At 47.7% G+C, this 25,758-nt stretch carries 22 protein-coding genes; 9 read left to right on the forward strand and 13 right to left on the reverse strand.

Annotated features, from left to right (window positions below; all coding sequences use genetic code 11):
- Positions 1–34 precede the first annotated feature (34 nt).
- The gene (locus tag FC49_RS05285; RefSeq protein WP_003715515.1) at positions 35–598 is read right to left on the reverse strand and encodes a cadmium resistance transporter; all 564 of its coding nucleotides are present in this window, start codon (positions 596–598) and stop codon (positions 35–37) included.
- A 296-nt stretch (positions 599–894) separates the two neighbouring features.
- Here FC49_RS05285 and zwf point away from each other — a divergent pair, with 296 nt between their 5' ends.
- The 3 genes from zwf to FC49_RS05300 all read left to right on the forward strand — a co-directional run bounded on the left by zwf (position 895) and on the right by FC49_RS05300 (position 6,326).
- A complete protein-coding gene (gene zwf / locus FC49_RS05290; RefSeq protein WP_004564466.1) occupies positions 895–2,376 on the forward strand; it encodes a glucose-6-phosphate dehydrogenase in 1,482 nt (493 codons plus the stop codon).
- A 139-nt stretch (positions 2,377–2,515) separates the two neighbouring features.
- Positions 2,516–3,952: an NADP-dependent phosphogluconate dehydrogenase gene (gene gndA, locus FC49_RS05295; RefSeq protein WP_004564456.1), complete on the forward strand. Its 1,437-nt coding sequence runs from the start codon at positions 2,516–2,518 to the stop codon at positions 3,950–3,952.
- A gap of 418 nt (positions 3,953–4,370) precedes the next feature.
- Complete coding sequence (locus FC49_RS05300; RefSeq protein ID WP_056984459.1) at positions 4,371–6,326, forward strand: sugar MFS transporter; 1,956 nt, start codon at positions 4,371–4,373, stop codon at positions 6,324–6,326.
- 121 nt (positions 6,327–6,447) lie between these two features.
- Here FC49_RS05300 and FC49_RS05305 read toward each other — a convergent pair whose 3' ends face one another.
- Together FC49_RS05305 and FC49_RS05310 are read right to left on the reverse strand one after the other, a co-directional pair.
- Positions 6,448–7,488 carry a serine hydrolase domain-containing protein gene (locus tag FC49_RS05305; RefSeq protein ID WP_235804874.1) on the reverse strand — a complete coding sequence of 347 codons (1,041 nt, stop codon included), beginning with the start codon at positions 7,486–7,488 and terminating at the stop codon, positions 6,448–6,450.
- A gap of 230 nt (positions 7,489–7,718) precedes the next feature.
- Positions 7,719–8,177 carry a universal stress protein gene (locus tag FC49_RS05310; protein WP_003715540.1) on the reverse strand — a complete coding sequence of 153 codons (459 nt, stop codon included), beginning with the start codon at positions 8,175–8,177 and terminating at the stop codon, positions 7,719–7,721.
- Positions 8,178–8,381: 204 nt separating this feature from the next.
- Here FC49_RS05310 and FC49_RS05315 point away from each other — a divergent pair, with 204 nt between their 5' ends.
- A complete protein-coding gene (locus FC49_RS05315; protein ID WP_056984460.1) occupies positions 8,382–8,831 on the forward strand; it encodes an Lrp/AsnC family transcriptional regulator in 450 nt (149 codons plus the stop codon).
- A 65-nt stretch (positions 8,832–8,896) separates the two neighbouring features.
- Here FC49_RS05315 and FC49_RS05320 read toward each other — a convergent pair whose 3' ends face one another.
- From FC49_RS05320 to FC49_RS05330, 4 genes are all read right to left on the reverse strand, one after another.
- The gene (locus FC49_RS05320; RefSeq protein ID WP_003715508.1) at positions 8,897–10,174 is read right to left on the reverse strand and encodes a dicarboxylate/amino acid:cation symporter; all 1,278 of its coding nucleotides are present in this window, start codon (positions 10,172–10,174) and stop codon (positions 8,897–8,899) included.
- A gap of 417 nt (positions 10,175–10,591) precedes the next feature.
- Positions 10,592–11,011 carry a hypothetical protein gene (locus FC49_RS10160; RefSeq protein WP_235804875.1) on the reverse strand — a complete coding sequence of 140 codons (420 nt, stop codon included), beginning with the start codon at positions 11,009–11,011 and terminating at the stop codon, positions 10,592–10,594.
- 20 nt (positions 11,012–11,031) lie between these two features.
- Positions 11,032–12,699 (reverse strand): alpha-galactosidase, encoded by a 1,668-nt coding sequence (locus tag FC49_RS05325; protein WP_235804876.1) that lies wholly within the window; start codon positions 12,697–12,699, stop codon positions 11,032–11,034.
- Between the two features lie 319 nt (positions 12,700–13,018).
- Complete coding sequence (locus tag FC49_RS05330; protein WP_056984461.1) at positions 13,019–14,389, reverse strand: MFS transporter; 1,371 nt, start codon at positions 14,387–14,389, stop codon at positions 13,019–13,021.
- Positions 14,390–14,557: 168 nt separating this feature from the next.
- Here FC49_RS05330 and FC49_RS05335 point away from each other — a divergent pair, with 168 nt between their 5' ends.
- Positions 14,558–15,478 (forward strand): AraC family transcriptional regulator, encoded by a 921-nt coding sequence (locus FC49_RS05335; RefSeq protein ID WP_056984462.1) that lies wholly within the window; start codon positions 14,558–14,560, stop codon positions 15,476–15,478.
- Between the two features lie 74 nt (positions 15,479–15,552).
- On the opposite strand, the gene FC49_RS05340 is transcribed toward FC49_RS05335, so the two are convergent.
- The 4 genes from FC49_RS05340 to FC49_RS05355 all read right to left on the reverse strand — a co-directional run bounded on the left by FC49_RS05340 (position 15,553) and on the right by FC49_RS05355 (position 20,071).
- A complete protein-coding gene (locus FC49_RS05340; protein ID WP_003715564.1) occupies positions 15,553–16,167 on the reverse strand; it encodes a helix-turn-helix domain-containing protein in 615 nt (204 codons plus the stop codon).
- A gap of 228 nt (positions 16,168–16,395) precedes the next feature.
- Positions 16,396–17,388: a LacI family DNA-binding transcriptional regulator gene (locus FC49_RS05345; protein WP_056984463.1), complete on the reverse strand. Its 993-nt coding sequence runs from the start codon at positions 17,386–17,388 to the stop codon at positions 16,396–16,398.
- Positions 17,389–17,414: 26 nt separating this feature from the next.
- Positions 17,415–18,863 (reverse strand): UDP-glucose--hexose-1-phosphate uridylyltransferase, encoded by a 1,449-nt coding sequence (locus tag FC49_RS05350; RefSeq protein ID WP_056984464.1) that lies wholly within the window; start codon positions 18,861–18,863, stop codon positions 17,415–17,417.
- Between the two features lie 29 nt (positions 18,864–18,892).
- Positions 18,893–20,071: a galactokinase gene (locus FC49_RS05355; RefSeq protein ID WP_004564449.1), complete on the reverse strand. Its 1,179-nt coding sequence runs from the start codon at positions 20,069–20,071 to the stop codon at positions 18,893–18,895.
- 185 nt (positions 20,072–20,256) lie between these two features.
- Between FC49_RS05355 and FC49_RS05360 the strand changes: the two genes are divergently transcribed.
- Genes FC49_RS05360 through FC49_RS05375 form a run of 4 tightly spaced genes read left to right on the forward strand, consistent with a single transcriptional unit; the run spans position 20,257 to position 22,809 of the window.
- Positions 20,257–21,234, forward strand: a complete 978-nt coding sequence (locus FC49_RS05360; protein ID WP_003715572.1) for a GDSL-type esterase/lipase family protein — start codon at positions 20,257–20,259, stop codon at positions 21,232–21,234.
- Positions 21,231–22,025, forward strand: a complete 795-nt coding sequence (locus FC49_RS05365; RefSeq protein ID WP_003715499.1) for a tyrosine-protein phosphatase — start codon at positions 21,231–21,233, stop codon at positions 22,023–22,025. The genes FC49_RS05360 and FC49_RS05365 overlap by 4 nt, the downstream gene beginning before the upstream one ends.
- A 37-nt stretch (positions 22,026–22,062) precedes the next feature.
- A complete protein-coding gene (locus FC49_RS05370; protein ID WP_003715521.1) occupies positions 22,063–22,569 on the forward strand; it encodes a YbhB/YbcL family Raf kinase inhibitor-like protein in 507 nt (168 codons plus the stop codon).
- Between the two features lie 15 nt (positions 22,570–22,584).
- On the forward strand, positions 22,585–22,809 hold the full coding sequence (locus FC49_RS05375; protein ID WP_003715514.1) for a hypothetical protein: 225 nt from the start codon (positions 22,585–22,587) through the stop codon (positions 22,807–22,809).
- A 102-nt stretch (positions 22,810–22,911) separates the two neighbouring features.
- Here FC49_RS05375 and FC49_RS05380 read toward each other — a convergent pair whose 3' ends face one another.
- Both FC49_RS05380 and ald read right to left on the reverse strand, forming a co-directional pair.
- Positions 22,912–24,279 (reverse strand): APC family permease, encoded by a 1,368-nt coding sequence (locus FC49_RS05380; protein WP_056984465.1) that lies wholly within the window; start codon positions 24,277–24,279, stop codon positions 22,912–22,914.
- Complete coding sequence (ald, locus tag FC49_RS05385) at positions 24,272–25,384, reverse strand: alanine dehydrogenase (protein ID WP_056984466.1); 1,113 nt, start codon at positions 25,382–25,384, stop codon at positions 24,272–24,274. Before ald ends, FC49_RS05380 begins: the two co-directional genes overlap by 8 nt.
- Positions 25,385–25,758 lie beyond the last annotated feature (374 nt).

Genomic DNA, 25,758 nt, shown 5'->3' on the forward strand with positions numbered 1-25,758 from the left:
TGCTCCCCTCCTTTTTCTAAAAATGCTAGTTAAATTATAGCAAAGCTACTAAATGGGAAACGAGACCACTATCATAAAAGACATACAGCCCAACACCAATGTAGATGATCTTCATTAGTATTTCGCCGTAATTTGTTAATGTCTTCTCGACTAGCGGCACCGTGCCAATTCCCTTTACTAGCAATACTGCCGCCACCGAGAGCAACACAATAAATAGGGCCGCGAGGGTGAACGCCTGGAGTGACAACTTAGTCAGGACCGGCAAGAAGATTGCCAGGTTGCAACCTGCACATACTGCTAAGTAGGTCATTAGGGTTGCCAAAATCGGCGAATGCTGGCTCTGGTCATGGGCTTCATCATCATTGTCATGAACCGCCATATAAATTGGCAAAATCCCCAAAGTTCCTAATACCCATTCCGGCAAAAACAAGGCTAGGGCCTGGCCAATAAAATAGCTAGCACTCATCAGCAAGACGACGCCAAGCGTATAGCCAACTGCAACATCCCAAACTCGGTAGCGCCGCAACAGGAAAAGCATAATCAGAAAAAAGTCCAGGTTGACTGCAATAAACGTTAGCGATAATAACCAGTAATTCATTACTAACACTCCAATATATCAATTTTTACATATTGTTTATATAACAGTTCTGGCATATTAGCAAGATACCCAACTACCATTTTGTATAGCTCATTTGCAACCCTTTGCAAAAAAACTTTTGCTCTAGACCATTTCCAAGCGTTTGACAACCGAAAGCTCATCTGAAGCCCCCTAACCACAATGGGCCATTTCCGCCCCAGCGCGGAAATAATTCCATTTATAGTGCAGACTTTAGCACGAGAGTATATAATTGGGAATGGTAAAAAATTTCTGTAATTTCAGAAGGAGTGAACATTTTGGCTACAGAAAATAAAGCTGTTATTACACTATTTGGTGCTACCGGTGACCTCGCTAAGCGGAAGCTCTACACTGCGCTTTTCAAGCTCTACCAAAAGGGCTACTTAGCAGACCACTTTGCCCTCCTCGGGACTTCCCGTCACGACTACAGTGATGAAGAATTCCAAGAACTTGTTCGCAACTCAATTAAGGACGTGGAAGAAAGCCGTGACGGTGAAGCCGCTGACTTCTCCAAGCATTTCTTCTACAAGGCCCACGACGTTACGAAGCCAGAACACTACACGATCTTAAAGGAACGGATCGAAGAGCTGGATAAGCAATTCGGTACGGAAGGCAACCGCCTCTTCTACATGTCGATGGCTCCCCAATTCTTTGGTACCATCGCCATGAACCTGAAAAAGCAGGGGCTCCTTTCCGACGACGGCTTCAACCGGCTGGTAATTGAAAAGCCATTCGGTCGCGACTTCGATTCCGCCAAGAAGCTGAACGACGCACTGTCCCAGACCTTTGACGAAAACCAGATTTTCCGGATCGACCACTACCTGGGTAAGGAAATGGTGCAAAACATCCAAGCACTGCGCTTTGGTAACACCATTATTGAATCCCTGTGGAACAACCGTTACATCGACAACATCCAGGTTACCCTGAGTGAAAAGCTGGGTGTCGAAGAGCGGGCCGGTTACTATGACCAATCTGGTGCCCTGCGTGACATGGTACAAAACCACATTATGCAAATCGTTGCCCAGTTGGCAATGGAACAACCAGTTTCCTTTACTGACACCGATGTCCGGGTTGAAAAGATCAAGGCATTGCGGAGTCTCCGTGTCTACACGCCATCTGAAGCTGCGGCCAACTTTGTTCGTGGTCAATACGATGCTGGTGACGGCACTGAAGCATACCGTTCTGCTGACGGGGTTGACCCAGAATCTGGTACTGAAACTTTCGTTGCTGCTAAGCTGTTGTTTGACAACTATCGCTGGTCTGGTGTGCCATTCTACGTTCGGACTGGTAAGAAGCTGGCCGACAAGTTTACCCGGATTGACGTGGTCTTCAAGAAGCCATTAATTGACATCTTCGCTGACCCACGGAACGAAAGCGACCAGTCACTGAACTCCAACGTTTTGACGATCTTTGTTGAACCAAAGTCTGGCTTCGCAATGCAATTAAACGCTAAGCGGGCTGGTCAAGGCTTCACTACCCAGCCGGTCGACCTCAAGTACCTGCAAAGCGACTCCGACAAGAAGGAATCCCCAGAACCATACGAGCGTCTCTTCCACGACGCCCTGGAAGGCAACCACACCAACTTTGCTTCATGGGCTGAAATTGCCTACGCCTGGAAGTTTGTTGACGTTATCCGCAAGCTCTGGGACATCGAGAAGCCACAATTCCCGAACTACACTCCAGGCTCAATGGGTCCGGCAGCTTCCGACGAACTGTTGGCTCGTGATGGCCGCAAGTGGGTTTACCGCCTCAACCACTAATAATAATTTAACCAAGCGTTTTAAGCTTCGGCTTAAAACGCTTTTTTGTTATGTAAATCGGTTGCACAGTTTAATTTTTTTGCTATAATGGACATTGTGAAAATTATTACATGTATTTTCTATGAGGAGAGTGACTTTAATGTCAGAGAATAAAGCACAAATCGGTGTTGTCGGTTTAGCTGTTATGGGTAAGAACCTTGCATTGAACATTGAAAGTCGCGGCTTCACGGTTGGCGTATACAACCGTCACCGCAACCGGACAGATGAAATGATGAAGGACCACAGCGACAAGAAGCTGGTTCCTAGTTACACGATTAAGGACTTCGTTGACTCACTGGAAAAACCACGGCGGATCCTGCTGATGGTTAAGGCTGGGAAGCCAACTGACGCTGTCATTGATGAATTACTCCCTCTGCTTGACAAGGGTGACGTTCTGATCGACGGTGGGAACACTAACTTCCACGACACCATGGAACGGAACGCTAAGCTGGACAAGTCCGGGATTAACTTTATCGGCATGGGTGTTTCCGGTGGTGAACTGGGTGCCCTCCACGGTCCTGCCCTGATGCCAGGTGGTCAAAAGGAAGCATACGACTTAGTTGCTCCTATTTTGACTCAGATTGCTGCCAAGGCTGAAGAAGACGGCAAGCCATGTGTTGCCTACATCGGCCCTAACGGTGCTGGTCATTACGTCAAGATGGTTCACAACGGTATCGAATACGGTGACGAAGAATTAATTGACGAAAGCTACAACATCATGCGGAATGTTTTGAAGATGCCTGTTGACGACATCGCCAAGACCTTTGCTGAATGGAACAAGGGTGAATTATCAAGCTACCTCGTTGACATCACTGCTGACATCCTGACTCGTAAGGATGACCTGGGTGACGACAAGAGCAAGCCAATCGTTGACATGATCCTTGACCGTGGTGCCAACAAGGGTACTGGTAAGTGGTCATCAATGACTGCCCTTGACGGTGGTGCTCCACAATCAGTTATCACCGAAGCCGTTTACGCTCGTTACATTTCCATGATGAAGGACGAACGGGTTGCCGCAAGCAAGGTATTGCCTGAAGTAACCGACTCCATCTCCATCGATGACAAGAAGGAAATGATTGAAAAGGTTCGTCAAGCCCTCTACTTCGGTAAGGTTATGTCATACGCCCAAGGATTCGAACAAATGCGGATCGACTCCGACCGTTACGGCTGGAACCTGAAGATGGGTGAATTGGCACAGATTTGGCGTGCAGGATGCATCATTCGTGCACAGTTCCTGCAAAACATCACTGATGCCTTCGACAAGAACCCTGACCTGAAGAACCTGCTCCTTGACGACTACTTCAAGGACATTGCTAAGAAGTACCAAAAGGCTATCCGGGACGTTGTTGCCCTGGCCGTTAAGGCTGGTATCCCAGTACCATCAATGAGTGCTGCCATCAGCTACTACGACTCCTACCGGGCTGAAGTGCTTCCTGCAAACCTGCTGCAAGCACAACGGGACTACTTCGGTGCTCACACTTATGAACGTGTTGACCGCCCAGGTAACTACCACTACAGCTGGTACGAAGAACAATAATTATTTTAATTAAACCTTTCTTGAGAGCGTGAAGGACAAACGGCCTGCATGCCCTTGAATCATAAAGGCGCCAGCAATCGGCTTTTCCCTGATTGCTGGCGCCTTTTTAGATTCCGCTTTTGAACTTCGGCAATGTCATCTGTGGTTCAGGTCCAATTAGCTGCTTTGCTGAAGTTCCCTCCGGACTCCTACTTCCCGCACGGGTCTGCACTTACTAAAAGTTTACTTACTCGCAGCTGCTGGCAGAACATCCGTAACTGACTTTGTCCAGCGTATTCCATGTTATTAGACTAACGAGGTAAAATAGTGAATAACCATCGTAAAATTTTACTAAAAAATCATTGACAACTTTATTGAAAGCGCTTAACATGATGGTTGTAAGCAATTATTTATTTTTGTTAGAAAAGAGGAGTCAAGAATGGATAAGCAAGAGCCACATATGGTCCGCTCACGTCTCGCATATTCTCTTGGGGCGTTCGGACATGACGCTTTCTTTGCATTACTATCAACGTACTTCATGATGTACGTTACTGGTCACCTGTTTACTTCAAGTGACAAGGGATTTGACAACCGGATGGTCGGTTACGTTACCGCCATCATCATGATTTTACGGATTGTCGAATTGTTAATCGACCCGTTGATTGGGAACGCAATCGACCGGACCAACACTAAATGGGGTAAGTTTAAGCCGTGGGTTGTCGGCGGTGGTGTTATTTCAGCCGTCCTGCTGGCCGCTTTATTCACGCCCCTTGGCGGACTGAACGTCTCCAGTCCTTACCTGTACCTGGTTGTCTTTGCCATTATCTACATCATTATGGATATCTTCTACTCATTCAATGATGTTGGTTTTTGGTCAATGATTCCCGCAATGTCCTTCGATTCACACGAACGGGATAAGATCGCTACCTTTGCCCGGGTTGGTTCAACCATCGGTGGGCAAATCATTGGGTTTGTCATCATGCCAATGGTTCTGTTCTTCTCCATTAACCAAAATGGCGGAACCGGTGATGACCGTGGATGGTTTATCTTTGCCGTAATCGTTGCTGCCATTTCTGCAATCACGGCCATCGGCGTCGGGATGTTTACCCACGAACAAAAGTCGCTGTTGCGGGAAAACAAGGAACAAACGAAGCTCAAGGATATCCTGCACATCCTGGTTAAGAACGACCAACTGCTGGCCATTGCGATGTCCTACCTGTTCTTCACCACTGGTCAGACTTTGCTGAACAGTTTCGAACTGTACTACTTCACTTACGTTCTCGGTAACTCCAAGGCCTTCTCTATCCTGGGTGGTTTGAACACGGTTGTCGGTGTGATTTCCGTCTTCGCCTTCCCACTGTTCTCAGGAAAGATCGGTCGGCACAAGCTCTTCTACGGTGCCGCTACGATCGAAGTTATCGGTGCCTTGATCTTCGCCTTTGCCGGCAAGTCATTAGCACTGGTTCTCCTTGGTGCCGAATTATTCTTCATCCCGCAACCAATTATCTTCCTGGTTGTCCTGATGACGATTACCGACTCTGTTGAATACGGTCAGCTGAAATTAGGGCACCGGGACGAATCCCTGACCCTGTCAATTCGGCCGCTGCTGGATAAGTTCGGTGGTGCCGTTGCCAACGGGGTTGTTGGGATGGCTACCGTTGCCGCTGGGATGACCGGTGGTGCCACTGCCGCTACCATTACTGCTCACGGCGTTAGCGTCTTCAAGATTTACATGTTCTTGATTCCAATTGCCTTAATCATCGTTGGGATTATCATCTTCGCCATCAAGGTTAAACTGGATGAAAGTTCCCACGCCAAGATCGTGGCTGAGTTGGAACAAACCTGGGGCAAGCAATTTAAGGGTGGCGAAGCTGCTGCAGATACTGCAATTGAAGAGCCTGCTCCACAACCACAACCAGGTGAAACTGACATTCCAGCACCAGTTGCCGGTGAAGTTGTCAACCTGAAGGACGTCAGCGATCCTGCCTTTGCTGAAGGCAAGATGGGCGAAGGCTTTGCAATCAAGCCAACCGATGGTAAGGTTTATGCACCATTCGCCGGAACAGTGCGGGCAACCTTCTCTACTCGGCACGCCGTTGGGCTGGTTTCCGACAACGGAATTGCCCTCCTCATCCACATTGGGATCGATACCGTTAAACTCCATGGAACCGGCTTTGTGACCTACTTCAACAAGGGACAACACGTTGAAAAGGGGCAAGAGCTGATGGAATTCTGGGACCCAACCATTAAGAAGGCAGGCCTGGACGACACGGTCATTGTCACAGTTACTAACAGTGAAAGTTTCAACCTCGATATGCTAGTTAAAGCTGGTACGAAGGTAACCACGAAGGATAACGTCCTAAAGGTTACCAAGAAAGATTCCGCTAATAACTAGGCTGTTTAATGGAATAACAGGACTGTAATAGGTCCTCTTACTAAACAAAAAGGGACTCCAGTGCTCGTAAAACCGAACGCTGGAGTCCTTTAGTATTCTCTAAACGTATTGACGCCTCCACTTAATAATTAATCTGCGACTGTTCTTCCCGGTAGTCGCCGAAATAAGCATGGTAGAGCTGGCCGCTTAATGACCGCAATTGGGAATAGGAAAGATTATTGGCAAATAGCATAATTGTCTGCTTAGTGCGGTAATTACAGTACAGTGTACAGGAATAACCGCTGAGGTAGCCATTTGCGTGCAGGTACGGCGGCTCAATATAAGTACCACCAAAGTATGTTTCCTTCCCGGCCGGCCCGTGCTTGGCGATAAAGCGCCGCAACAAGTGCGGCTGTTCTAAGAATGCCCGATGATAAAAGCGCCAGTAATCCTGGGGTGTACAGAAAACATCACCGGCACCAAGTTCCTTTGACATTGCTGTTTGCAGCTGTCCCCAATCATCCCCTGAACGAGTTACCTGCCCGGGACGCACCTGCTGGTATGACTTTACCTGCATCCCGGCAGGGCGTAAAATCTGCTGGTTTAGAAAGCCACGGTAGGACCGCCGGCTAGCTGTCCGTATTATCATTGCAAGAATGCTAAAATCAATATCCGCATAGTTCCAAGTGAAGTGACCGCTGGAACGGTAGTGGCGAAGGAGGTAGTGTTCCTGCTCCTTTTCGCCCCCGAGCGGACGGTTTAAGGGCGGTTCTTGGTTGGTAAGCCCGCTGGTATGCATCATTAGCCGCTGGATACTAATCTGGTGTCCGTGGGGGATTGACGGCCAATAGCGGCTCAGCGGTGTCGCCAGCGAAAGTTTTCCCTGCTCAACTAAGCGTTCAATGGCAATTCCCGTCATTAATTTTTGAAAAGACGCAATGGGAAACAGCCGGTCCGCCTTGACAACCAGTCGCGGATCATCGGACGTCTGGTTGCTAATAACCCGGGGATTGTGCACGTGACCGTCGATTAGTACAATCCCGTTTACCTTATTTTCCCGAAGGACCTGCTGAATATCGGCAACCTGCTGCTGGCCGGCCGCCGCCTTGACCGGCATTGGGGTTATGAGCACACTAGTAACCATGATTAGCATTAAGATTATTCGCCATCGTCCTCGCATCATTCTCCCCTTCTCAGTTTTAAAAAGAAGAACAGGTTGGGTCATAAGCCCTCTCACTTAGATAAAATACGAACGGCGCAGTACGCAAATGGGTTCCAGTGCTCGGCAAAGCCGAACTCTGAAACCCTATTTGCGCTTTCTAAAGACTAGCTGCGCGTCGACGGGGGCTCGAAAACGAAGTCGCTTCCGACTTCTGTCTCGCTCCCTGTTACTGTTTTTCGATTAACTTAACGCTATTGGTCAACGGCAGTCCGAACGACCAGTACGTCCACGGGAGCGTTCCGCTTTACGTACGAGGTTACGGAACCCATCACAGCCCGTTGCATCCGTGATAAACCACTGGCACCAATCATAATCATGTCGTTGTGGTGATCATGAATAAAGTCAAAGGAGATAATCGTCTTCGGATTGCCCAGCCGAATGTGGATGTCCATGTTGTCAAAGTCATTCTTCTCCTTAGCTTCTTTCAAGAGCTTGCTAAGGTATTCCTTGGACTTGTCAACCAGCTGGTATGCAATGCTCCCGTCTGACATCCCTGCAAAGTTATAGGCCATTGCCCGAGTGTCGATGACGTTTAGGACATCAACGTGAGCACCATTGCGCTTAGCAACAAAAATTGCCCGCTCTAAAGCCAATTCAGATTCTTTAGAACCATCAACCGGCACTAAAATGTTTTGGTATTCTTGATCCATATGCTTGAGCCTCCAATGCAGCTTCTTGTATTGTCTATCTTTATTGTACCATTAAATCGTTGTCAGTAGTAAGCATTCATGCGATGTAGCTAAATTTATCACAATTGACATTGACCAGGAAATCGCCTACAATTCAGTCAACACATTAAGCCACTATGAGAAAATATACATTAGGCTCTAATGAGATAAAACGAGGTTTACCAGATGGATAAGATTGATCGTAAAATTATTAATTCATTACAAAAAAATGCCCGTGCTTCCTTAAAGGACTTGTCAAAGGAATGTTTCATTTCATCGCCGGCAATTGCTGCCCGCATTAATAAACTCGAAAAATCAGGAATTATTAATGGCTACCATTCCTCAATCGACATCGAAAAAATCGGCTTTCACGTACGGGCTTTTATTCAGGTCCAGCTGGAACCACGGCAAAAGGATGAATTCTACCCCTATGTACAGAGCATTCCCAATGTGGTGGAGTGCAACTGTGTAACCGGAGACTATTCGGAAATCATGGAGGTCATTTTCCCTTCTACGACTGATTTGGATAACTTTATTAATACTATCCAGCAGCGCTTTGGCAAAACCAGCACCCAAATCGTTTTCAGCACCAGCGTCCAGCACCGTGGGATTACGTTGGATGATGATGAGGCGTAATTTTTACAAACAATAAAAAATCCGGGACCGTCTTCTACAGTCCTGGATTTTTAGTTTGGCTTCAATTATTTCCCGTAATTATCTAAATAGTGGTTATATTGTTCCCGGTTCAATGATTTTTCTGATTCACCAATTACCAGGGTGGCAATTGAGTTCCCCACCACGTTAACTGCCGTCCGGCCCATGTCAACGAAACGATCAATCCCGGCGATAAAGGTTAGACCGGCCATCGGAACCCCGATTGTCGAAACACTGGCAAGCAGGACCACAAAGGACGCGCCGGGCACCCCAGCCATTCCCTTACTGGTAATCATTAATACCACTAAGAGCGTAATTTGATGCGCAAGCGTCAGGTGTAAACCGTATGCTTGTGCGAGGAAGATTGCCGCCAGTGATTGGTAAATCGCAGAGCCATCAAGGTTAAAGGTATACCCAGTAGGGATAACAAAGGAGGTAACCCCCTTTTCAACCCCCATCTCATGGGTCTTTTTCATCAGCCGTGGCAACGTTACTTCAGAACTAGCAGTTGTAAAGGCTAAGATGATTTCGTCCCAGATAACCCGCATCGTCTTCCAATAACGCAGGTGGAAGAGGTGGGCCGTAATCCCTAAAACAACAACGATGAAAATAATCATTGTCACGTAGGCAATTAAAATGAAGTAACCCAGCGGCAGGAGCGCACTGATCCCCATCTCCGCAATGGTCATCCCAATTAGTCCAAAGACACCAATGGGTGCAAACTTCATCACCCAGTTAGTGACCTTGAACATAACCTCAGAAACCCCGTTCAAAACATCAATCAGAATTTTGGCTTTTTCACCGACGGCCGCAATCCCCAGCCCAAAGAGTACTGAGAATAGGATCACCGGCATCATGTCACCATCAGACATCGACTTAAAGATGTTTGTTGGAATAATTGAAAGAATCAAAGGCCAAAAGCCGCTGTCGTGAGCGGCATGCTTAGCAGTCGACATGTACTGCGAAATGTCCGTTGCGTGAAGATCATGAATATTGATAAAAGACCCTGGATGGGTAAGGTTCGCCATCCCGATCCCCAGTAGCAGGGCAATGGTGGTCAAGACTTCAAAATAGATTAACGTCTTGGCACCAATCCGTCCCAGCTTTTTAATGTCACCAATGTTGGCAATCCCGACGGTCAGACAGGAGACCACAATCGGCATGACAATCATTTGAATCAGCCGAATAAAGATGGTCCCCAGGCTTTGCATTACCGTAATGGCACCCTTATTTTGGTAAAAAATTACCCCACAGACAATCCCTAATACTAAACCAATCATTATTTGCCAGCCCATACTCAGCCGGCCAAAGCGATAGCGTTTCACTTTTCATCCTTCTCTCCCTGTTAATGTCACTAACTACTTTAGCACATCCATTCACGGTTTTCACGTGCTGATTTAATAAAAAGTGAACTTTAAAATGATTCTTAGTCATAGTCATTCACTATTTATAAATACGAGATTTTAAAATTTGGCTAGTAAAGTTCTGCTTTCATCAAAAAAGATGGTGCATCCTTTGTTTTAATGTACAGTTTTTATTAGTATGGCAGGGATTAATACTTGCTATTGTTTGTTTAAACATTTAATACCAATGGTCAATATTGCTCTGCAAAAAAGATTTATCTTTTTTATCTGTTAGCGGTTATTCACTATTTAAAAATAACAGTCTTCTAGCCACAAATGGTTTTTAACTAAAAAAGAACCCAGCCAGGGCGCTGAAACTGGGTTCAATCTAATTAATTCTTACTCACCCAATTCAATTTTGTATAACCGGACAACCTTCTCTTGAGGAAAATGAACAGTCAAAAGGTCATTCGCGCACACATACTTAGTTAGCCGGTCATCCTTCGGAAATAGCTGAGTAACCTCGTTTACTTTGCCATAGTGGGATAAATCAATCGTTTTTTCTACTGTTTCCCCCTTACCATGCCAGACGGCTAGGTACATCTCTTTCTTGTTACGTAATCCATAACTAAACCATTCATCATCCAACTGACTAAGCCCCGTTGGCCATACTGGCGTCATCGCAGGGATTTTTTCCCGATACTGCTTATAAGTTGCAATTCCTTCTTTAACCAGTTCTAAGCGATGCCCCTTGACTTCATTCAGAAGGCCACTTTGGTGAATGCGAACTAACAGTGCATTCACCATATTAAAGATCACTTCTTCGTCATCCCCATCTCTTAATGGGTACGACCAAATAGCACACTGCTCGGGGCTACAACAGAAGCGCCTACCGCTGCAATATTACCATTCCGGAGATAGTCTGTCTGATCACTCATCGATTGAATACTATGCCGTTGGAGCATTGCATAGTCATGGCGCATGCCACCACTACCGCAATTTTCAATTACCAAGTCAGGGTAACGTTTAAAGACACTATCCAGCCACTTGAGATAAGCACGATTATGCTTGAGCAGGCCGTCACCGTCACTATCTGAATTCAGGTCAGTCCCAATACCAGTGGTAATATTATAATCCATCTTAATGTAGCCAACTCCATACTGTTTTACCAACCGGTCCACTACCTGATCAGCATATTTACGCACGGCAGGGTTAGTAAAGTCTAAGTGGTAACGGTCCGTATCAATAACCCGTTTACCATGGCGCATAAAGAACCAATCATCGGGCAATCTGTCCGCCAACGGGCACTTTATCCCCATTACTTCAATTTCCAGCCATAATCCAGGGACCATCCCTTTACTCCGGATATAGTCTATAACTTCCTCAATTCCATTGGGGAAGCGTTCAGTCGACGGCTGCCACTCGCCAACACTGTCCCACCAGTAGCCAGAAGCGTACCAACCACAGTCAACCACATAGTATTCACAGCCGGCCTGGGCTGCTGCATCAATCAGCGGCTTTTCCTTTGCTGTCGTGGGATCTCCAGACAAGCCATTCATGTAATCGTTAAAAATAACTGGCAGTTGCTGATCGTCTTGGTTGGGGCGCCGGATTTGTCGGCGGTAGGTCGTCATCGCGGCTAGAGCATCTTCAAAATCCCCTTGTAATTGACCAAACGCAGCTGACACAGTTGTAAATGTTTCACCTGGTGTTAAATTCTTCCACCAGTGATTATCATATTCTTCAGGGCCGGAAAGGCGAATTGCGAGTTGATTACCAGCACCAATATCTGTCAGTTCATAATGCCAGGCACCATTGTTCTCAATTTGCCAGATTGCACTTTGTCCAGTCACACTATTCGTTAAAATTCCGTTTGGTGAATACTCCGAGCAAGACCAGGAAGAGTTGTTGGTGATGCTAATGCGCTTTGACGAAGCCTGCCCTTTTTCACCGTCTACCCAGTAATCAAGGCCAGCATCTTTTAATGAACCTGCTTTCCACTGAGCTTCAGCCGTCCAATCGTTATTGGCAATGTAAATAGTATTATGTTCTGCATAATTACCATCCAAGTCACTGGCTTGGTTAATCCCTGTTAAGGCAAACGAAGACACATATTCAATTCCCAGGTTCCCATTGCCAATATTTTCTAATGTTACCCAGCTCCGGATTATCGGAGTGTTATTAAATAAACGGTAATGGTTCGTCACCAGAAGCGTTTCCGGGATATTCTTTTGAATAACTTCAAGGGTCTTACCGTTCTTGCTCTCAATTACTCGATGAGAAACATAGTGCAAGCTGCTCCCAGGCTCAGTACCAACAAAGCCCACGCCCTTATGGTGAATGTTTTCGCCAGTTACCTGCACCTCCGTTAGGACCATCTGCTGTTTATCATTGAAACTAGCTGTTGTGAGATCATTACTTCCTAGTTGTGTCAATGCAACCTGACCACCAGTCAACACTTCAAAGTTCAATCTGGTAGCTGGCGTATTAATCGAAAATTCAGTCATCTTGTCATCCTCTTTTTTCGTCGTTGTAGTAGAAAAGGTGTGGTTTTACTACCTTCACTTCACCCCAATTGCTTTCGTTGCTATGATAAAGACAATAATTATTAATGGAGGTCAATTGTATGAACAACAAACCCAAACCGGGCAACTTACTATTCTTTCTTGCCCTCATCATTATTGTCGATATTATCTTCATCCTGCTTTCCCGGATGAATTGAGGCTGGAAATTAACTCAGTCTCTTTACTGTTTTAAAGATATAAATGCAGCTACGCATCGACGGAGGTGGGATAGAGCTAGCCAAGCTAGTTCTGTCCCACCCCTTTATTCTCGTGTCTTTGCCAACTCGTCCGTAATGTTCTTTTCCATATTCTCGTATCTCTGATAGATTAAGGCTGGAATAATCGCCAAAGCGTACATCAAGATGGTGACCCAATTAAACGAAATATTAATCCCAAGCAAGGCATGAGCAGTCTGCGTATGATTAGCAACGTAGCCAAAGGCAGACATAATTCCACCATTAAGGGCACCGGCCAGTCCCATCCCCATGGACATACAAAATGCTGAACCCACAGTCGTCAGAATTCCGGCAGCATTTACCCCGTTTTTCCATTCACCATAATCCACAGCTGAGCCCAGCATGGCAAAAGGCATCGAACAGGCAATTCCGGAACCAATGTTAGCAATCACCCAACCGATGATCGCGCCAACAACGCTTAGGTGAGCAAACATGATATTAAATTGGCCAATCACGGCCCCGGCTAATCCCAGCGCCCAAATATGGCTTTTCGACATGTACTTATTAAGCAAGGGAATCGAAATAATCCCAACCACCTGAATAATTGCAATAGAATTAAAGAACGTTACTAACCCCTTGCTGTGGAAGTAGTAGGTAAAGTAATAGACCAGCGACTGTTGCCGTCCCTGCTGGGCAATCCAAAATAGGAAATTACCGATAACAATTAGGAACCACGGCCAATTCTTATTCATCGCATGAATACTCTTCCGCAACGTTACCCGCTGACTGTTAGGAACAACGACCCGTTCGCGGATATGACTAAATGAGAAGAGTGTCCCGCAAACATTCAAAATAGCGAAAATCACGATGAAAATCCGGAACCCTTTAACATCGTTGCCACCGCCAAAAAAAGCAACCAGCGGCAAAGTTAAGGAGTTAACAATGAAGACCCCCAGCTGGGAACCAACCATCCGCCAGGAATTTAGCTTGACCCGCTGGGCAGGTGATGAGGTAATCAGAGTTAGGATCGTGGTAATGGGAGCGTTAATACCCAAATACAGAACCCCATAAATCATATATACTACACCGCAGTAGATCGCCTTAGCGGCTGGACTAAGACTCGGCGCCCAGAATAGTAAAATAGCACTGGCAGCATATGGAAAAGCCAACCACAAAAAGTAGGGCCGGGCTTTCCCATATTTAGAATGGGTCATATCAATCAGTGTTCCCCATACAGGAGCACCAACAGCATCAACCACCCGGGCCAGTAATAAAATTACCCCGGTTGCCGCGGCAGAAACCGCCGCCACATCTGTAAAGAAATACATCAGGTAACTATTAACCACCGTTGCCAATAGCTGTCCTGAAAAATCCAAATTAGCGTAGCTTAGTTTTTCCAGCGCGCCAACCTTTTCCCGCGTGGACCCCCACGGATACTTCACCTTTTTCTTAGCCATTATTCATTCCTCCTATGAGCAGAGCTAATAATTTCAACGTTTAAATTGTAATCGGTTTCAACAGCTTTCAAAAATGGTTAATTAGGCATTATCAGTGTCTATTTACTACTTTGCATTGAACAATTAGTGTGAATTTCTTACTATGAAAGTAAATTAGGAGGGATTCTTATGCAGGTGACCTATTTTGACATTAGCCAGCCGATTGTTGCGGTTAACCAAGGCTTTTTTACCGCAGACGAAAACTGGCAACACAAGCGGATTTACCAAAATGAAGCCTGGGAAATTATTATTCTCGTTACTGGCAAACTTTTTCTCCAGGTTAACCAACAGCGGTTTACCCTGGACGCTAATCAAGTCCTCCTTGTTCCTGCCCATGCTGTCGTCGTAGGCTTTCAAAAGTCACCTGCCCTTACACAGTATTACTGGTTCCACTTTTTCCCAACTCCCCAAGGAATTGAGCAAACGGAGTATCAAGAAGGTCAAGAGACTCTTGGTGGACAAATCCCGCTTCCCGCACAATTCAGTCTTCCAGAAATCAAAAAGTCTTTTGTATTGGCTAATCAGGTCCTTGACATCGCAAGTAATCAACATTATCCACACATCACCGTAGATTACCTTCTTACCAGTCTCCTCATCGAACTGGCTCACGAGTTCATCGAATCTTCGCAGTCCCGCACCGGCGATCAGATGGAAAACATCAAGGGATGGATTCGTTCCAACCTCAATAGTTCGTTAACGGTTAGTCAGGTTGCCCAACATTTTGAATTTAATCCTAACTACCTAGAACGCATCTTCAAAGCCGCAACTGGTCAAACCATTATCCAGTTCATCAACCAGCTTAAAATGGCGCGGGCGCAAGAACTATTGCTCAAAACTAACTTTCCCATTAAGCAAATTGCTAGTGAAGCCCATTTTAATGACGATAAGCACTTCATGAAGCTATTTAAAAAGAAGTTCCAACTCACCCCATCTGAGTTTCGCCGAAGCTATTCCCATAAATTTCAGGATTCTTCTAGTTTTGATCCTCAACAGCTATTGTCCAGAGATACTGATATTAACTACTTGCAGCGCTTTAAAAACGACCACTAAACCAAGCGGCCCCCTAGCAGGAAAACATTCATTCCTGCTAGGGGGCCGCTTATTATTTCAATACTCCAGTTTCTTTACCCCTGCTTCCACATATATTTCTGGAAAATATTCACCAGTCCCATCAGCATTAATCCCGCCGTCAAAAGGTAATCGCTCCAATCATTATTAACAATGACCATGGCTGCAAGCAGCGCGATTACCACCCCGCAGCAGAGCTTATTAAGCCAGGTAGCCTTTTGGTCTGGCCGGTGATTCTTGCGGTTAAACAGCTTCTTATTCATCCCCAGGAAGAACGGCTGAATATACCATCCATAAAAAATAACAATACAGAAAGTAATTACAAATCCCCAGATACAAAACTGCGTGACCGGTGATTCATAATTTAGTTCATCCGTTATTAGGAAAAACAATCCATATAGGATGAAAAACAACCCCTTAAATACACTAAAGGCATTGTATGCTTTTCCCTGCTCCAAATAATTTTTGAGCTGCGCATCCCCCTTGAGTAAGGAATCAAGCGAAACTTGGTACACTTCACTCAGCTTAACTAACATGCTCAAATCCGGATAGCTCTTCCCCTGTTCCCAATTTGAAATTGTCTGCCGGGTCACAAAAAGTTGGCTAGCGACGTCGGCTTGGGTCAACCCCAGCTGTTGTCGCTGTTGCTTAATTTGCGTGCTAAAATCCATCGATAATTCTCCCTTTTGCTTGATAATGTTGAATAGATTATATTAAAGTGCGGCCATTGATGACAAGCAAAGATGCTTTGCATTACTGGTATATCAACATTCAGGAAGTTTTTTAAAACCATTCACATTTATCGGCAAACACCAAAAAGCGCTGAACAGCGGAGCGTTATGCTCTGCTATTCAGCGCTTTCTAATTTAAAATCCGTGTATTTTCCCGGTAGTTTGCCCTCACTTAGTCGTCTGCCGTTTAATTAGGTGGGTGCCGACAACCGTCTTACACGGGTCGGCATCTGGTCGCCGCAAGCGTTTAATCATCATTTCCACGGCTGCGTGGGCCATCTCATCGGTTGCCACGTGGACAGCCGACATGCTTGGGTAAACGTACTTCACTAAAGCAGTATCGTTGAAACTAATTAGGGCCAGCCGTTGGGGAACCGCGATTTTGGCTTCCTGGACGGCTTTCAGTGCCCCCACTGCCATCGGATCATTAGCGATAAAAATCCCGTGGGGTAAGCGGTCGCCAAGGCGGTCAATCGCCTGTTTCATTGCCTGATAGCCAGACATCGAGGTGTAGTCGCCGGCTAACATAAATTCTTCGTGAAACAGGCCCCGTTGGCGGAGGTCACTCTCAAAGTAGAAGCGGCGCAGGTCCGGCACGATTTCGTTATCCGTCGTCGTTTCCGTCCCCGCCAGCATCCCAATGTCTTTGATTCCCTCATTGAGGAATTCGCCAATCACCGAGCGCACGGCATTTTCAAAATCAGGCACTAAGCAGTCATAGCCAGCCGCTAGACTGTCATAGTCGACAAAGACGATGTTCTTCGTAACCAGCCGCAGTTTTTCGACCTGCGAATTGCTAAATTTACCGATGGCGATAATCCCCGTCACGTCCTGGGGAATATCTTCCATGTTGTTCTGGTAAATCGGCACCGTCTGCAGGCCCCGCTGCTGGGCTGACCGCTCAATTTCCATCCGGATTGCCATGTAGTAGAGATCATCGAGTTCCTGGGTTAGCGAATACCACTGGATTACGGCAATCTTTTGGACCTGGTTGCTTTGCGGCCGCTTGTGCTTGGTGTAGTTAAACTGTTCCGCGGTTTCAATCACCCGTTGCCGCGTCTTTTCGTTTACTGAAAGGGTCGTGTCATTATTAAGGATCCGCGATACCGTAGCGATTGATACCCCTGCTTTATTCGCAATGTCTCGTAACGTTACTGCCATCCTTAACTACTCCTTTCAGTTACTCCTTACAGTTGGTTTACAAAGCGTTCCCAACCAGCCTGACCAGCCGCGTCGTCCTTGAAAACCCCGGCGTTTTCCAGAACATTAGCGAAGATATTGGCTAGTTCCTGCTCCAGCACTTCATCAACGTTGTCCCTGGTGATTTCCAGACGGTCCTGTACTTCCTTGGCCCACGGCAGGTGGCTGTCCGCAATCTTATTTTCCTGGCCCAGCCAGAACTTCTTAACTTCCGCCAATTCGTCTTTGAGACGAGCTGGCAGGATGGCCCGCCCCATAACTTCGATCAAGCCGATATTTTCCTTCTTGATGTGCCACAATTTTTCGTGTGGGTGGAAAATGCCCAGTGGGTACTGGTCGTTCGTGTTGTTGTCCCGCAAAACGAGGTCAAGAACATAGCTATCACCGTCGCGGTGCATGATCGGCGTCACGGTGTGGTGGCGGGTGTCACCATCGAAAGCCTTGATGTTCAAACTTTCGTCGCTGTAATGGTCCCAAACGTCAATGATGTGGGTCCCTAGGTCAATCAACTGGGTCGCGTCGGCACTGGTCAGCCGAATATCGCTCATCGGCCAGTTAACAATCCCCGCTTTGACTGCTGGGTAATCTTCAAAGTGCAATTCTTTCTTGATTGTCGCTTTCATCATCGGGAAGACGTGCCGACCACCCTGGTAGTGTTCATGGGCCAGCATGGAACCGCCGACGATTGGCAAGTCCGCGTTGCTGCCGACGAAGTAAGCGGGCAGCGTGTTTTCGATTTCAACCAAGTTAACCAGGGTCTGCCGGTTGATCTTCATCGGTTCGTGCTCGCCGTACAGGAAGATGCAGTGTTCATTGAAGTAGGCGTATGGAGAATACTGGAAGCCCCACTGCTTGCCGCCAATCATCATCCGGATAATCCGGTGGTTACTCCGGGCCGCTTGACCTAGCCGGCCTTTGTAACCCTCATTTTCCATGCAGAGCGCACACTGCGGGTACTTCTTCTTGGTGTCATGGGCCGCCGCCGCAATCGCCTTGGGGTCCTTTTCCGGCTTGGACAGGTTAATCGTAATCTCTAAGTTACCATACTTAGTAGGCTTATCAAAGACCACGTTTTTCTTGATAGCCGCAACCTTAACGTAGTCGTTGCTGGTACACAGCTTGTAGAACCAGTCCGTCGCCGTTTCCGGTGACTGCTGGTACTTTTCCCAAAAAGTACTGTTGACAACTGACGGCCGCGGGGTCATTAAGTCATAAAGCTGGTCATTGAGAATTTCGCGGGCGGTTTGGCCGTCTTCAATTTGCCCGTGTTTAACGGCCAGGTCAACTAGTTGTGCCACTAATGGCTGGTCATCCTGGGCTTCACCATCTTCGTCGCCGACCAGGGCCCGAATCTTGTTCAGTACGTAAATCCGGTCCAGCGGTTCGTAGGCTCCGCTGGCAATTACCTTATCAGCATACTCTTCCATTAACTTCATTTTCTCATTCTCCTTGCAAATGGCATTAATTACAGCTTGTGCGGGCCGTCAACAACTTCGGCATCATAGAAGCTAGCATCGTAGCCGATCTTGTCCCGGTAAATTTTGCCGACGTTCTTCTTAAAGTCTTCGGCTGCGGACTTCTTCACGATGGCAATCGCACTGCCGGCGAACCCACCGCCGACCATCCGGGCACCCAGGCAGCCAGGTTGTTCCCAAGCACTTTCGGCCAGAGTATCCAGTTCCTTCCCAGTGACTTCGTAGTCGTACTTCAGGGAAACGTGAGAAGCGTTGATCAGGCGGCCAAGCTCTTCCAGGTCGCCCTTTTCCATCGCGTCGATGGCCCGCTTAGTCCGTTCGTTTTCACTGACCGCGTGCCGGGCCCGGCGAATTAAGGTGTCATCGTTAATCAAGTAGGTGTATTGATCGAAGGTTTCCGGATCAATTTCACCAAGTTTGCTAATATCCAGTTTCTTGCTGAGACGCTTGACTGCTTCCTGACATTCTTCCACCCGCTCGTTGTACTTGGAGCCAGCCAGGGAGTGGGTCTTATTGGTGCTCATAATCAGGATTTCGTAGTCGCCCAGTTCTAGGGGCAGGTACTTGTATTCCAAGGTGTTGCAGTCCAGGAAGATGGCGTTATCCTTCTTCCCCATCCCGACGGCAAACTGGTCCATGATTCCGGAGTTCAGGCCGACAAAGTCATTTTCGGTCTTCTGGCCCAGCTTAACCAGTTCGACCTCATCAATGTCCAGGTTGAATTCATCTTTCAAAATGTTTCCCATCAGCATTTCAATAGAAGCCGATGATGACAGGCCAGAACCGTATGGCAGGTAGCCGTGGATGTACAGGTTGAAGCCGTGGTCAATGTTGTAGTTGCGCTCCTTGAGGTACACCAGCATCCCCTTGAAGTAGTTGACCCACTTTTCATCAGCAGCTGCCTGTGGCTGGTCATCGTTAATGTCAAAGGTAATAATCTTGCTGTTTTCTTCCTTGGCGGAGTTAGCAGAGTAAACCGCCACCGTACTGTCTTCCCGCGGTCCGTAAACACCATAGGTCCCAATACTGATGGCACACGGAAAGACGTGTCCGCCGTTATAGTCAGTATGCTCACCGATCACATTGATCCGACCAGGTGAGAAGAAAACATCCTTGCCGTTTTCGTTAAATACCGCCTTGTATTCGTCAAGAAACTGTTGCTTATCCATCACGATAACCTCCATTGTCCAAATAAACTACATAGTAAATTTTTACTAAATATATTTTAGTATCATTTACCCGGTTCGTCAATAAGCGCTTTCATTTTCGCTAAATAAATATAGTAAGCGCTTTCTAAAATATGACACAGCAAACAATGTTAAAATGGAAAAAAACGAGCAAAGAGGGGTCCCGTATGACGCAGTATTCGCCAAAACAATTACTCCCGCTAGCCCAGCGAACCGGCCGGTGGGTGGTTAAAACTATCAAGGGCCAGGCAACACTATACACCACTAACTTGGGCAGCACTATCCGCTTCAATATTACCGGAGCGCTTTCCTTTGACCTGCAAACAGTCAACAACGGGCACCCCGGTTTCCCCCACCAGGTCTATGCGTGGCGCTATGACCAGCAGCCCTGGCAACGTTTCCAGGTACAAGGTCCCTCAATCAGCTTACAGCTGCCGGACCGCCACCGCCACCTGGTTGAAATCATGACAGCGGGGAACAGCGACTTTGATGAGGTTTGGACGGGCCAGGAGGGTTTTGCCATTAACGGCATTGCTGTTAACGGCGGGCAGCTAACACCAGCCACAAAACGACCCCTGGTTGATTTTATCGGTGATTCGATTACCGCTGGCTGCTGGGTAATGGGTAAGCACGCCGCAGTCGATTACCGGCCGGAAAGCAACTATGTCGGCATTGCCAGTGACCAGTTAGCAATTGACGGCGTCCGCATCGCCTACTCCGCCGCTGGCGTTCTCCGGCCCGGTACCGGCGGCGTCCCAACCGCGAAGGACTTCCTGGGGGCAATTGACAACGTCACCCCTTGGAAAGCTAACCAGCCCCGGGTGGTAGTAGTGAACTTAGGGGTTAATGACCGCCGCTTTGCCAGCGACCAGTTCACCCGCGCTTACGACCAGTTTCTAGGGCAAGTTGCAACCACTTTTCCGGGTAGCAAAGTCCTGGTCCTAACGCCATTTAGTCAGACGTTTCAAAACCAAATCAGCCAGCTGGCCGCGCACCACCAATTCCAACTGGTGAATACCACCGGCTGGTGTCAGGACTTCACTGATGGGCTCCACCCCAACCAGAACGGCTCTTCGACCGCAGCTTACCACCTTGTCCCGGTACTAAAAGCAGCACTAGCTGAATCAAGGAGGATACACCCATGACACAACAACGATTACTTCCGATTAAGCATGGTTATAACTTTCGCGACCTTGGCGGCTACCAAACCAGCGATGGGCATACCGTTAAGTGGCACCGTCTGATTCGCTCCGGCGCCCTTAACAACCTTGACGAACAAGATCAGGAAGCCCTCGCGGCAATCCCAGTTACCGTTGACATTGATTTGCGGTCGAAGCCAGAAATCACCGCCGCCCCTGACCGGGTGCCCCGAACCGCCAAGTACTACCACCTCCCTGTCTTCAGTATCGACGTTACCAATGCCTCTCGCAGTGACGAGGAAGTCGCCCGAGAAATGCAGGAAGTAGGTAATGGCTACCGGCATATGCAGTTGGAATACCGTAACATGGTACAGTTAGCCAGCGCCCAGCAAGCCTACCAAGAGCTGTTTCAGCTAGTATTAAGCAATCAATCCGGGGCAACCCTCTTCCACTGCACGGCAGGGAAGGACCGGACCGGTTTTGGCGCCTACCTGCTTTTGACCGCCCTTGGTGTTCCACGTGAAACCATCCTCCAAGATTACCTGCTGACAAACGATGTCACCGCCGCTTTTCGGCGCCGGTGGGTTGCCCAGCTGCGGGCCAGTACCGCTGAGCTGGGTAATCGGGACGCCGTTATCAAGAACCGCAGTGATATGATGGCAGTCTTTCCTGGTTACCTGACCGCAGCCATTGAAACTGTTAACCGCTTGGCTGGCAGCCCGACACAGTACCTGACCGACTGCCTGGAGCTGACCCGCGGTGACTTAGCAGACTTGCGGCGTTTATATTTAGACTAGGAAAGGTTATAATGATGAACATAAGGAGGATGTGCGTATGCAAGTTTCAGTTCCATTGGAAAACGGCTTACTAGCGGATGAATACGGCAAATATGCTCCGGCCAGCGCAATACTAGCGGACCATCCCATCAAGTCGTTCCCCATCAGTATTAGCGATGCCCCCGCGGCTACCAAGTCATTTGCCCTTGTCTTTGTCGACTTTGACTCCACACCGGTCTGCGGTTTTACCTGGATTCACTGGCTAGCAGCTAACATTCCAGCAACAATGACAACTATTCCGGCCAATGCCAGCCGCAAGTTAGCCGACCAGTTTGTTCAAGGAAAAAACAGTAACGCCGGTCGCCTTGTCAACGGTGATCCCCGGATCAGCAGCGGCTACGTAGGGCCCCAGCCGCCTGACAAGGTCCATGACTACACCCTGACCGTGTACGCCCTCGATACGGACCTGCCCCTCGCTGATGGATACTGGCTAAACGACTTTATTCATCAAAGTGCAGGCCACGTACTGGCAAAAGCTAAAGCAACCTTACCGAGCCGCGCCTAAAGGAAGTGATAACAGATGGAAACAAGAATCTTTTTTAATCCTGGCGACTCAATCGCCAACATCCATGACTACAACGAAGCCGTCCGTAAAGGACAGATTTTTAAGCGGGAACGCCAGAGCGATGATTTAGTTATCGCCAAGGGCCCCGACGATGAAGAATACGCCATTTTCTACGCTAAGGACGCCTTACCGGCTGACCACCAAAAGTCGCAGCCATATGACGTCAAGGATAAGCTGTAATAATATAAGAAACGCTCCCCAATTAACTGAAAATTGGAGAGCGTTTCTTTTAATGTTTGAACTAGCAAAGAATTACTTTGCTCATCGGATTGAACGGCATCACTAAGCAATCACGTGGTGTCGTGAGTAGGCAATGTAAATGACCCCACCGAAAACCAACCAAGCAATGTAGGCCAACCAGGCTTCTTTCGAAATTGTTATTAGCAGGGCTATACAAATCGTCATTGCCAACAGCGGAACTACCTTCCCACCCGGCACAACAAACGGCCTTGCTAAGTGCGGATACTGTTTCCTTAGCAAAATCACCATCAGGGAAACCAGAAAAAACACTATCAGCGAACCAACATTCGCTATTAATGCCAAGTAATGAAGGTCAAATTCTCCGGCAAGGGTAGCCGCTAAGCAGCCGTTTAACAGGATGGCCCGGTTAGGACTACCACTGCGCTCATTGAGTTTCGACCAAGAAGCTGGTAGGAACCCGCCCCGGCTCATTGCCTTCATAATATTTGAGCCCGCATAGATAAAGGCGTAAACAACCGCAATGATTCCTAAAATAGCTCCTGCTGAAACAACTTGAGCAACCAGCTTATGCCCACGAGTAATCAAAACATAGGACATCGCCTCTGAGACGGCCAGCTTGGGATATTTAACTACGCCCGTCATTATCAACCCCACGATTATATACAGTGTGGTCGAGATTACTAGCGAGTAAACGATTGCTCGCGGGATAGAGTGTTGGACATCCTGGGCGTCTTCTGCCGATGTTGCTAGCGCGTCAAAGCCGAGGAAGGAGAAAAAGACTGCTCCTGCACCAGTCATTACTCCTTGGGCACCGTATGGGAAATATGGCCGCCAATTAACTGGATTCACATCCCGGATACTAACCACAATGAAGAGTAATATCACAATTAATTTGACACAGACCAGGCAGTCGTTAACAAACTTGCTCTGCCCAGTTCCCTGCATTAAGAGCAACGTAATCAGCAGCACCATTATCACTGCTGGTAAGTTGACCAGCCCACCGTTGCCCGCTGGTACGAGGAGGCTACTTGGCAGGTGAACATTCAGTTCATATAGGAAGGACTTAACATAGCCCGTCCACCCGTTAGCCACGGTCGCGGTTGTCGCGACATAGACCCCCAGCAAGGTCCAGCCAGTAAAGAAGGCAGGCAGCCGGCCAATTGAAACCCAAGTATAGATATACGCCCCACCAGAATTCGGGATACTCGTTGTTAATTCCGCGTAGCACAAGCCAATCAAACAACTGGCCGTCGCGGCAATCAAGAAGGAGAGGGTCACGGCCGGGCCAGCATCCTGGGCAGCCACAATCCCTGTTAATACTAGGATTCCTGTCCCAATAATCGCCCCGACACCTAAAATCGTTAGATCAAACAGGCCGAGGGTTCGATCTTTTTCAGCCTTTGCTGCATTTTGCAGAACCAGGCTTGGCTCAATTCGGTGGCTACCCAATTAAATCATCCAGGGGAGTATATGTTAACTTCAGGCTATCGGCCACCGCCCTAGAAGTTAGGTTCCCATCATAAGTGTTGACGCCAGTTGCGATTTCGTGGTCACTTTTAGCAGCCGCCGCGATTCCCAGGTTGGCAATTTTCAGTGCTGGGCCGGTCGTCGCGCTGGTCAGTGCTTCTGTCGCAGTCTTTGGTACTGCTCCCGGAATGTTAGCAACCGTATAGTGAATTACCCCGTGCGAGACGTAAACCGGGTCGTCGTGGGTGGTAGCATGAGTAGTTGTTTCAAAGATCCCGCCCTGGTCGATTGGCACATCGACGATCACTGAACCATCTTCCATCTTGTCAATCGTTTCCGTCGTCACCAGGGTTGGCGCCTTCGCACCAGGAATCAAAACGGCACCGATTGCCAGGTCAGCTTTTTCAACCGCCGCTGCGATATTATGTGGTGTCGACATCAAGGTCTGAACTTTACCGTCAAAAAGATTATCAATGTATTCTAGCCGGGATGCATTGATGTCTAAAATGGTTACCTGGGCCCCCAGCCCCACTGCAATCTTCGCAGCATTGAAGCCAACGGTCCCCGCACCAATCACGGTTACTTTTCCCCGGGCTACTCCGGTCGTTCCAGCCAGCAAACGTCCCTTCCCGCCATGGGGTTCTTCTAAGAAGTGAATTCCGACCTGGACCGACATCCGGCCAGCGATTTCACTCATTGGTGCTAACAGCGGCAGACCACCGTTGCGCCCGACCATCGTTTCATAGGCAACCCCCACTACGCCTTTTTCTAGCATTGCCGCCGTTAACTGCGGGTCAGCAGCTAAATGAAGGTAAGTATAGATAATCATTCCGGGACGGAAGTAGTGATATTCTGCTTCTAGCGGTTCCTTGACCTTGATTACCATCTCGGCCTGCCATGCTTCATCAGCTGAGCCAATTTGGGCTCCTACCGCGGTGTAATCTGCATCAGTAAAGCCGCTGCCAGTCCCAGCTTTATGCTCCACAATTACTTCGTGGCCAGCAGAAATCAGACTGGCGACCATGCTTGGTGTAGCACCGACACGTTCTTCTTGGTTCTTGATTTCCTTTGGAATACCGATTAACATAACTAAGATGCTCCTTTCATTTGGCGCCTCCCTTATGCTCATATTTAAAATAATATAATTATCGTAATTTCACAAGCCCCGTTTTTGTGAAGAACTAATATAAAAGCATTTCCCTACCTATTTAAATGTGTGACAGCACTTATTTCACAAACTAATGTCTTGTGAATTTTCAGGCGGTTACTGCGAGCTATTTTGCGCTTGTCATTCATTCACTAACAGGACAATTAACCACACTTCGTCTTAAAATATAACAGTTCTACCAAACTAATTCTTTATCAACAACCAGAGCGCAGACCAGCTACCGCACCCTGTTACACTTTTACCTTTAAAATAGCAAAGAGAGGCTGTGAAGTGAACCCCCATAGTTGGACGAA

The sequence above is a fragment of the Limosilactobacillus oris DSM 4864 genome (genome assembly GCF_001434465.1).
In the GTDB taxonomy this organism is placed as follows: domain Bacteria; phylum Bacillota; class Bacilli; order Lactobacillales; family Lactobacillaceae; genus Limosilactobacillus; species Limosilactobacillus oris.

Excerpts from the sequence above, each read along its gene's own strand:
- FC49_RS05340 (WP_003715564.1), bottom strand. The coding sequence starts at position 16,167 with ATGGATTTTAGCACGCAAATTAAGCAACAGCGACAACAGCTGGGGTTG.
- FC49_RS05310 (WP_003715540.1), bottom strand. The coding sequence starts at position 8,177 with ATGGATCAAGAATACCAAAACATTTTAGTGCCGGTTGATGGTTCTAAA.
- gndA (WP_004564456.1), top strand. The coding sequence starts at position 2,516 with ATGTCAGAGAATAAAGCACAAATCGGTGTTGTCGGTTTAGCTGTTATG.
- FC49_RS05350 (WP_056984464.1), bottom strand. The coding sequence starts at position 18,863 with ATGAAGTTAATGGAAGAGTATGCTGATAAGGTAATTGCCAGCGGAGCC.
- ald (WP_056984466.1), bottom strand. The coding sequence starts at position 25,384 with ATGTTAATCGGTATTCCAAAGGAAATCAAGAACCAAGAAGAACGTGTC.
- FC49_RS05315 (WP_056984460.1), top strand. The coding sequence starts at position 8,382 with ATGGATAAGATTGATCGTAAAATTATTAATTCATTACAAAAAAATGCC.
- FC49_RS05330 (WP_056984461.1), bottom strand. The coding sequence starts at position 14,389 with ATGGCTAAGAAAAAGGTGAAGTATCCGTGGGGGTCCACGCGGGAAAAG.
- FC49_RS05375 (WP_003715514.1), top strand. The coding sequence starts at position 22,585 with ATGGAAACAAGAATCTTTTTTAATCCTGGCGACTCAATCGCCAACATC.
- FC49_RS05365 (WP_003715499.1), top strand. The coding sequence starts at position 21,231 with ATGACACAACAACGATTACTTCCGATTAAGCATGGTTATAACTTTCGC.
- FC49_RS05305 (WP_235804874.1), bottom strand. The coding sequence starts at position 7,488 with ATGATGCGAGGACGATGGCGAATAATCTTAATGCTAATCATGGTTACT.
- FC49_RS05325 (WP_235804876.1), bottom strand. The coding sequence starts at position 12,699 with ATGACTGAATTTTCGATTAATACGCCAGCTACCAGATTGAACTTTGAA.
- FC49_RS05370 (WP_003715521.1), top strand. The coding sequence starts at position 22,063 with ATGCAAGTTTCAGTTCCATTGGAAAACGGCTTACTAGCGGATGAATAC.
- FC49_RS05360 (WP_003715572.1), top strand. The coding sequence starts at position 20,257 with ATGACGCAGTATTCGCCAAAACAATTACTCCCGCTAGCCCAGCGAACC.
- FC49_RS05335 (WP_056984462.1), top strand. The coding sequence starts at position 14,558 with ATGCAGGTGACCTATTTTGACATTAGCCAGCCGATTGTTGCGGTTAAC.
- FC49_RS05345 (WP_056984463.1), bottom strand. The coding sequence starts at position 17,388 with ATGGCAGTAACGTTACGAGACATTGCGAATAAAGCAGGGGTATCAATC.
- FC49_RS05355 (WP_004564449.1), bottom strand. The coding sequence starts at position 20,071 with ATGGATAAGCAACAGTTTCTTGACGAATACAAGGCGGTATTTAACGAA.
- FC49_RS05300 (WP_056984459.1), top strand. The coding sequence starts at position 4,371 with ATGGATAAGCAAGAGCCACATATGGTCCGCTCACGTCTCGCATATTCT.
- FC49_RS05285 (WP_003715515.1), bottom strand. The coding sequence starts at position 598 with ATGAATTACTGGTTATTATCGCTAACGTTTATTGCAGTCAACCTGGAC.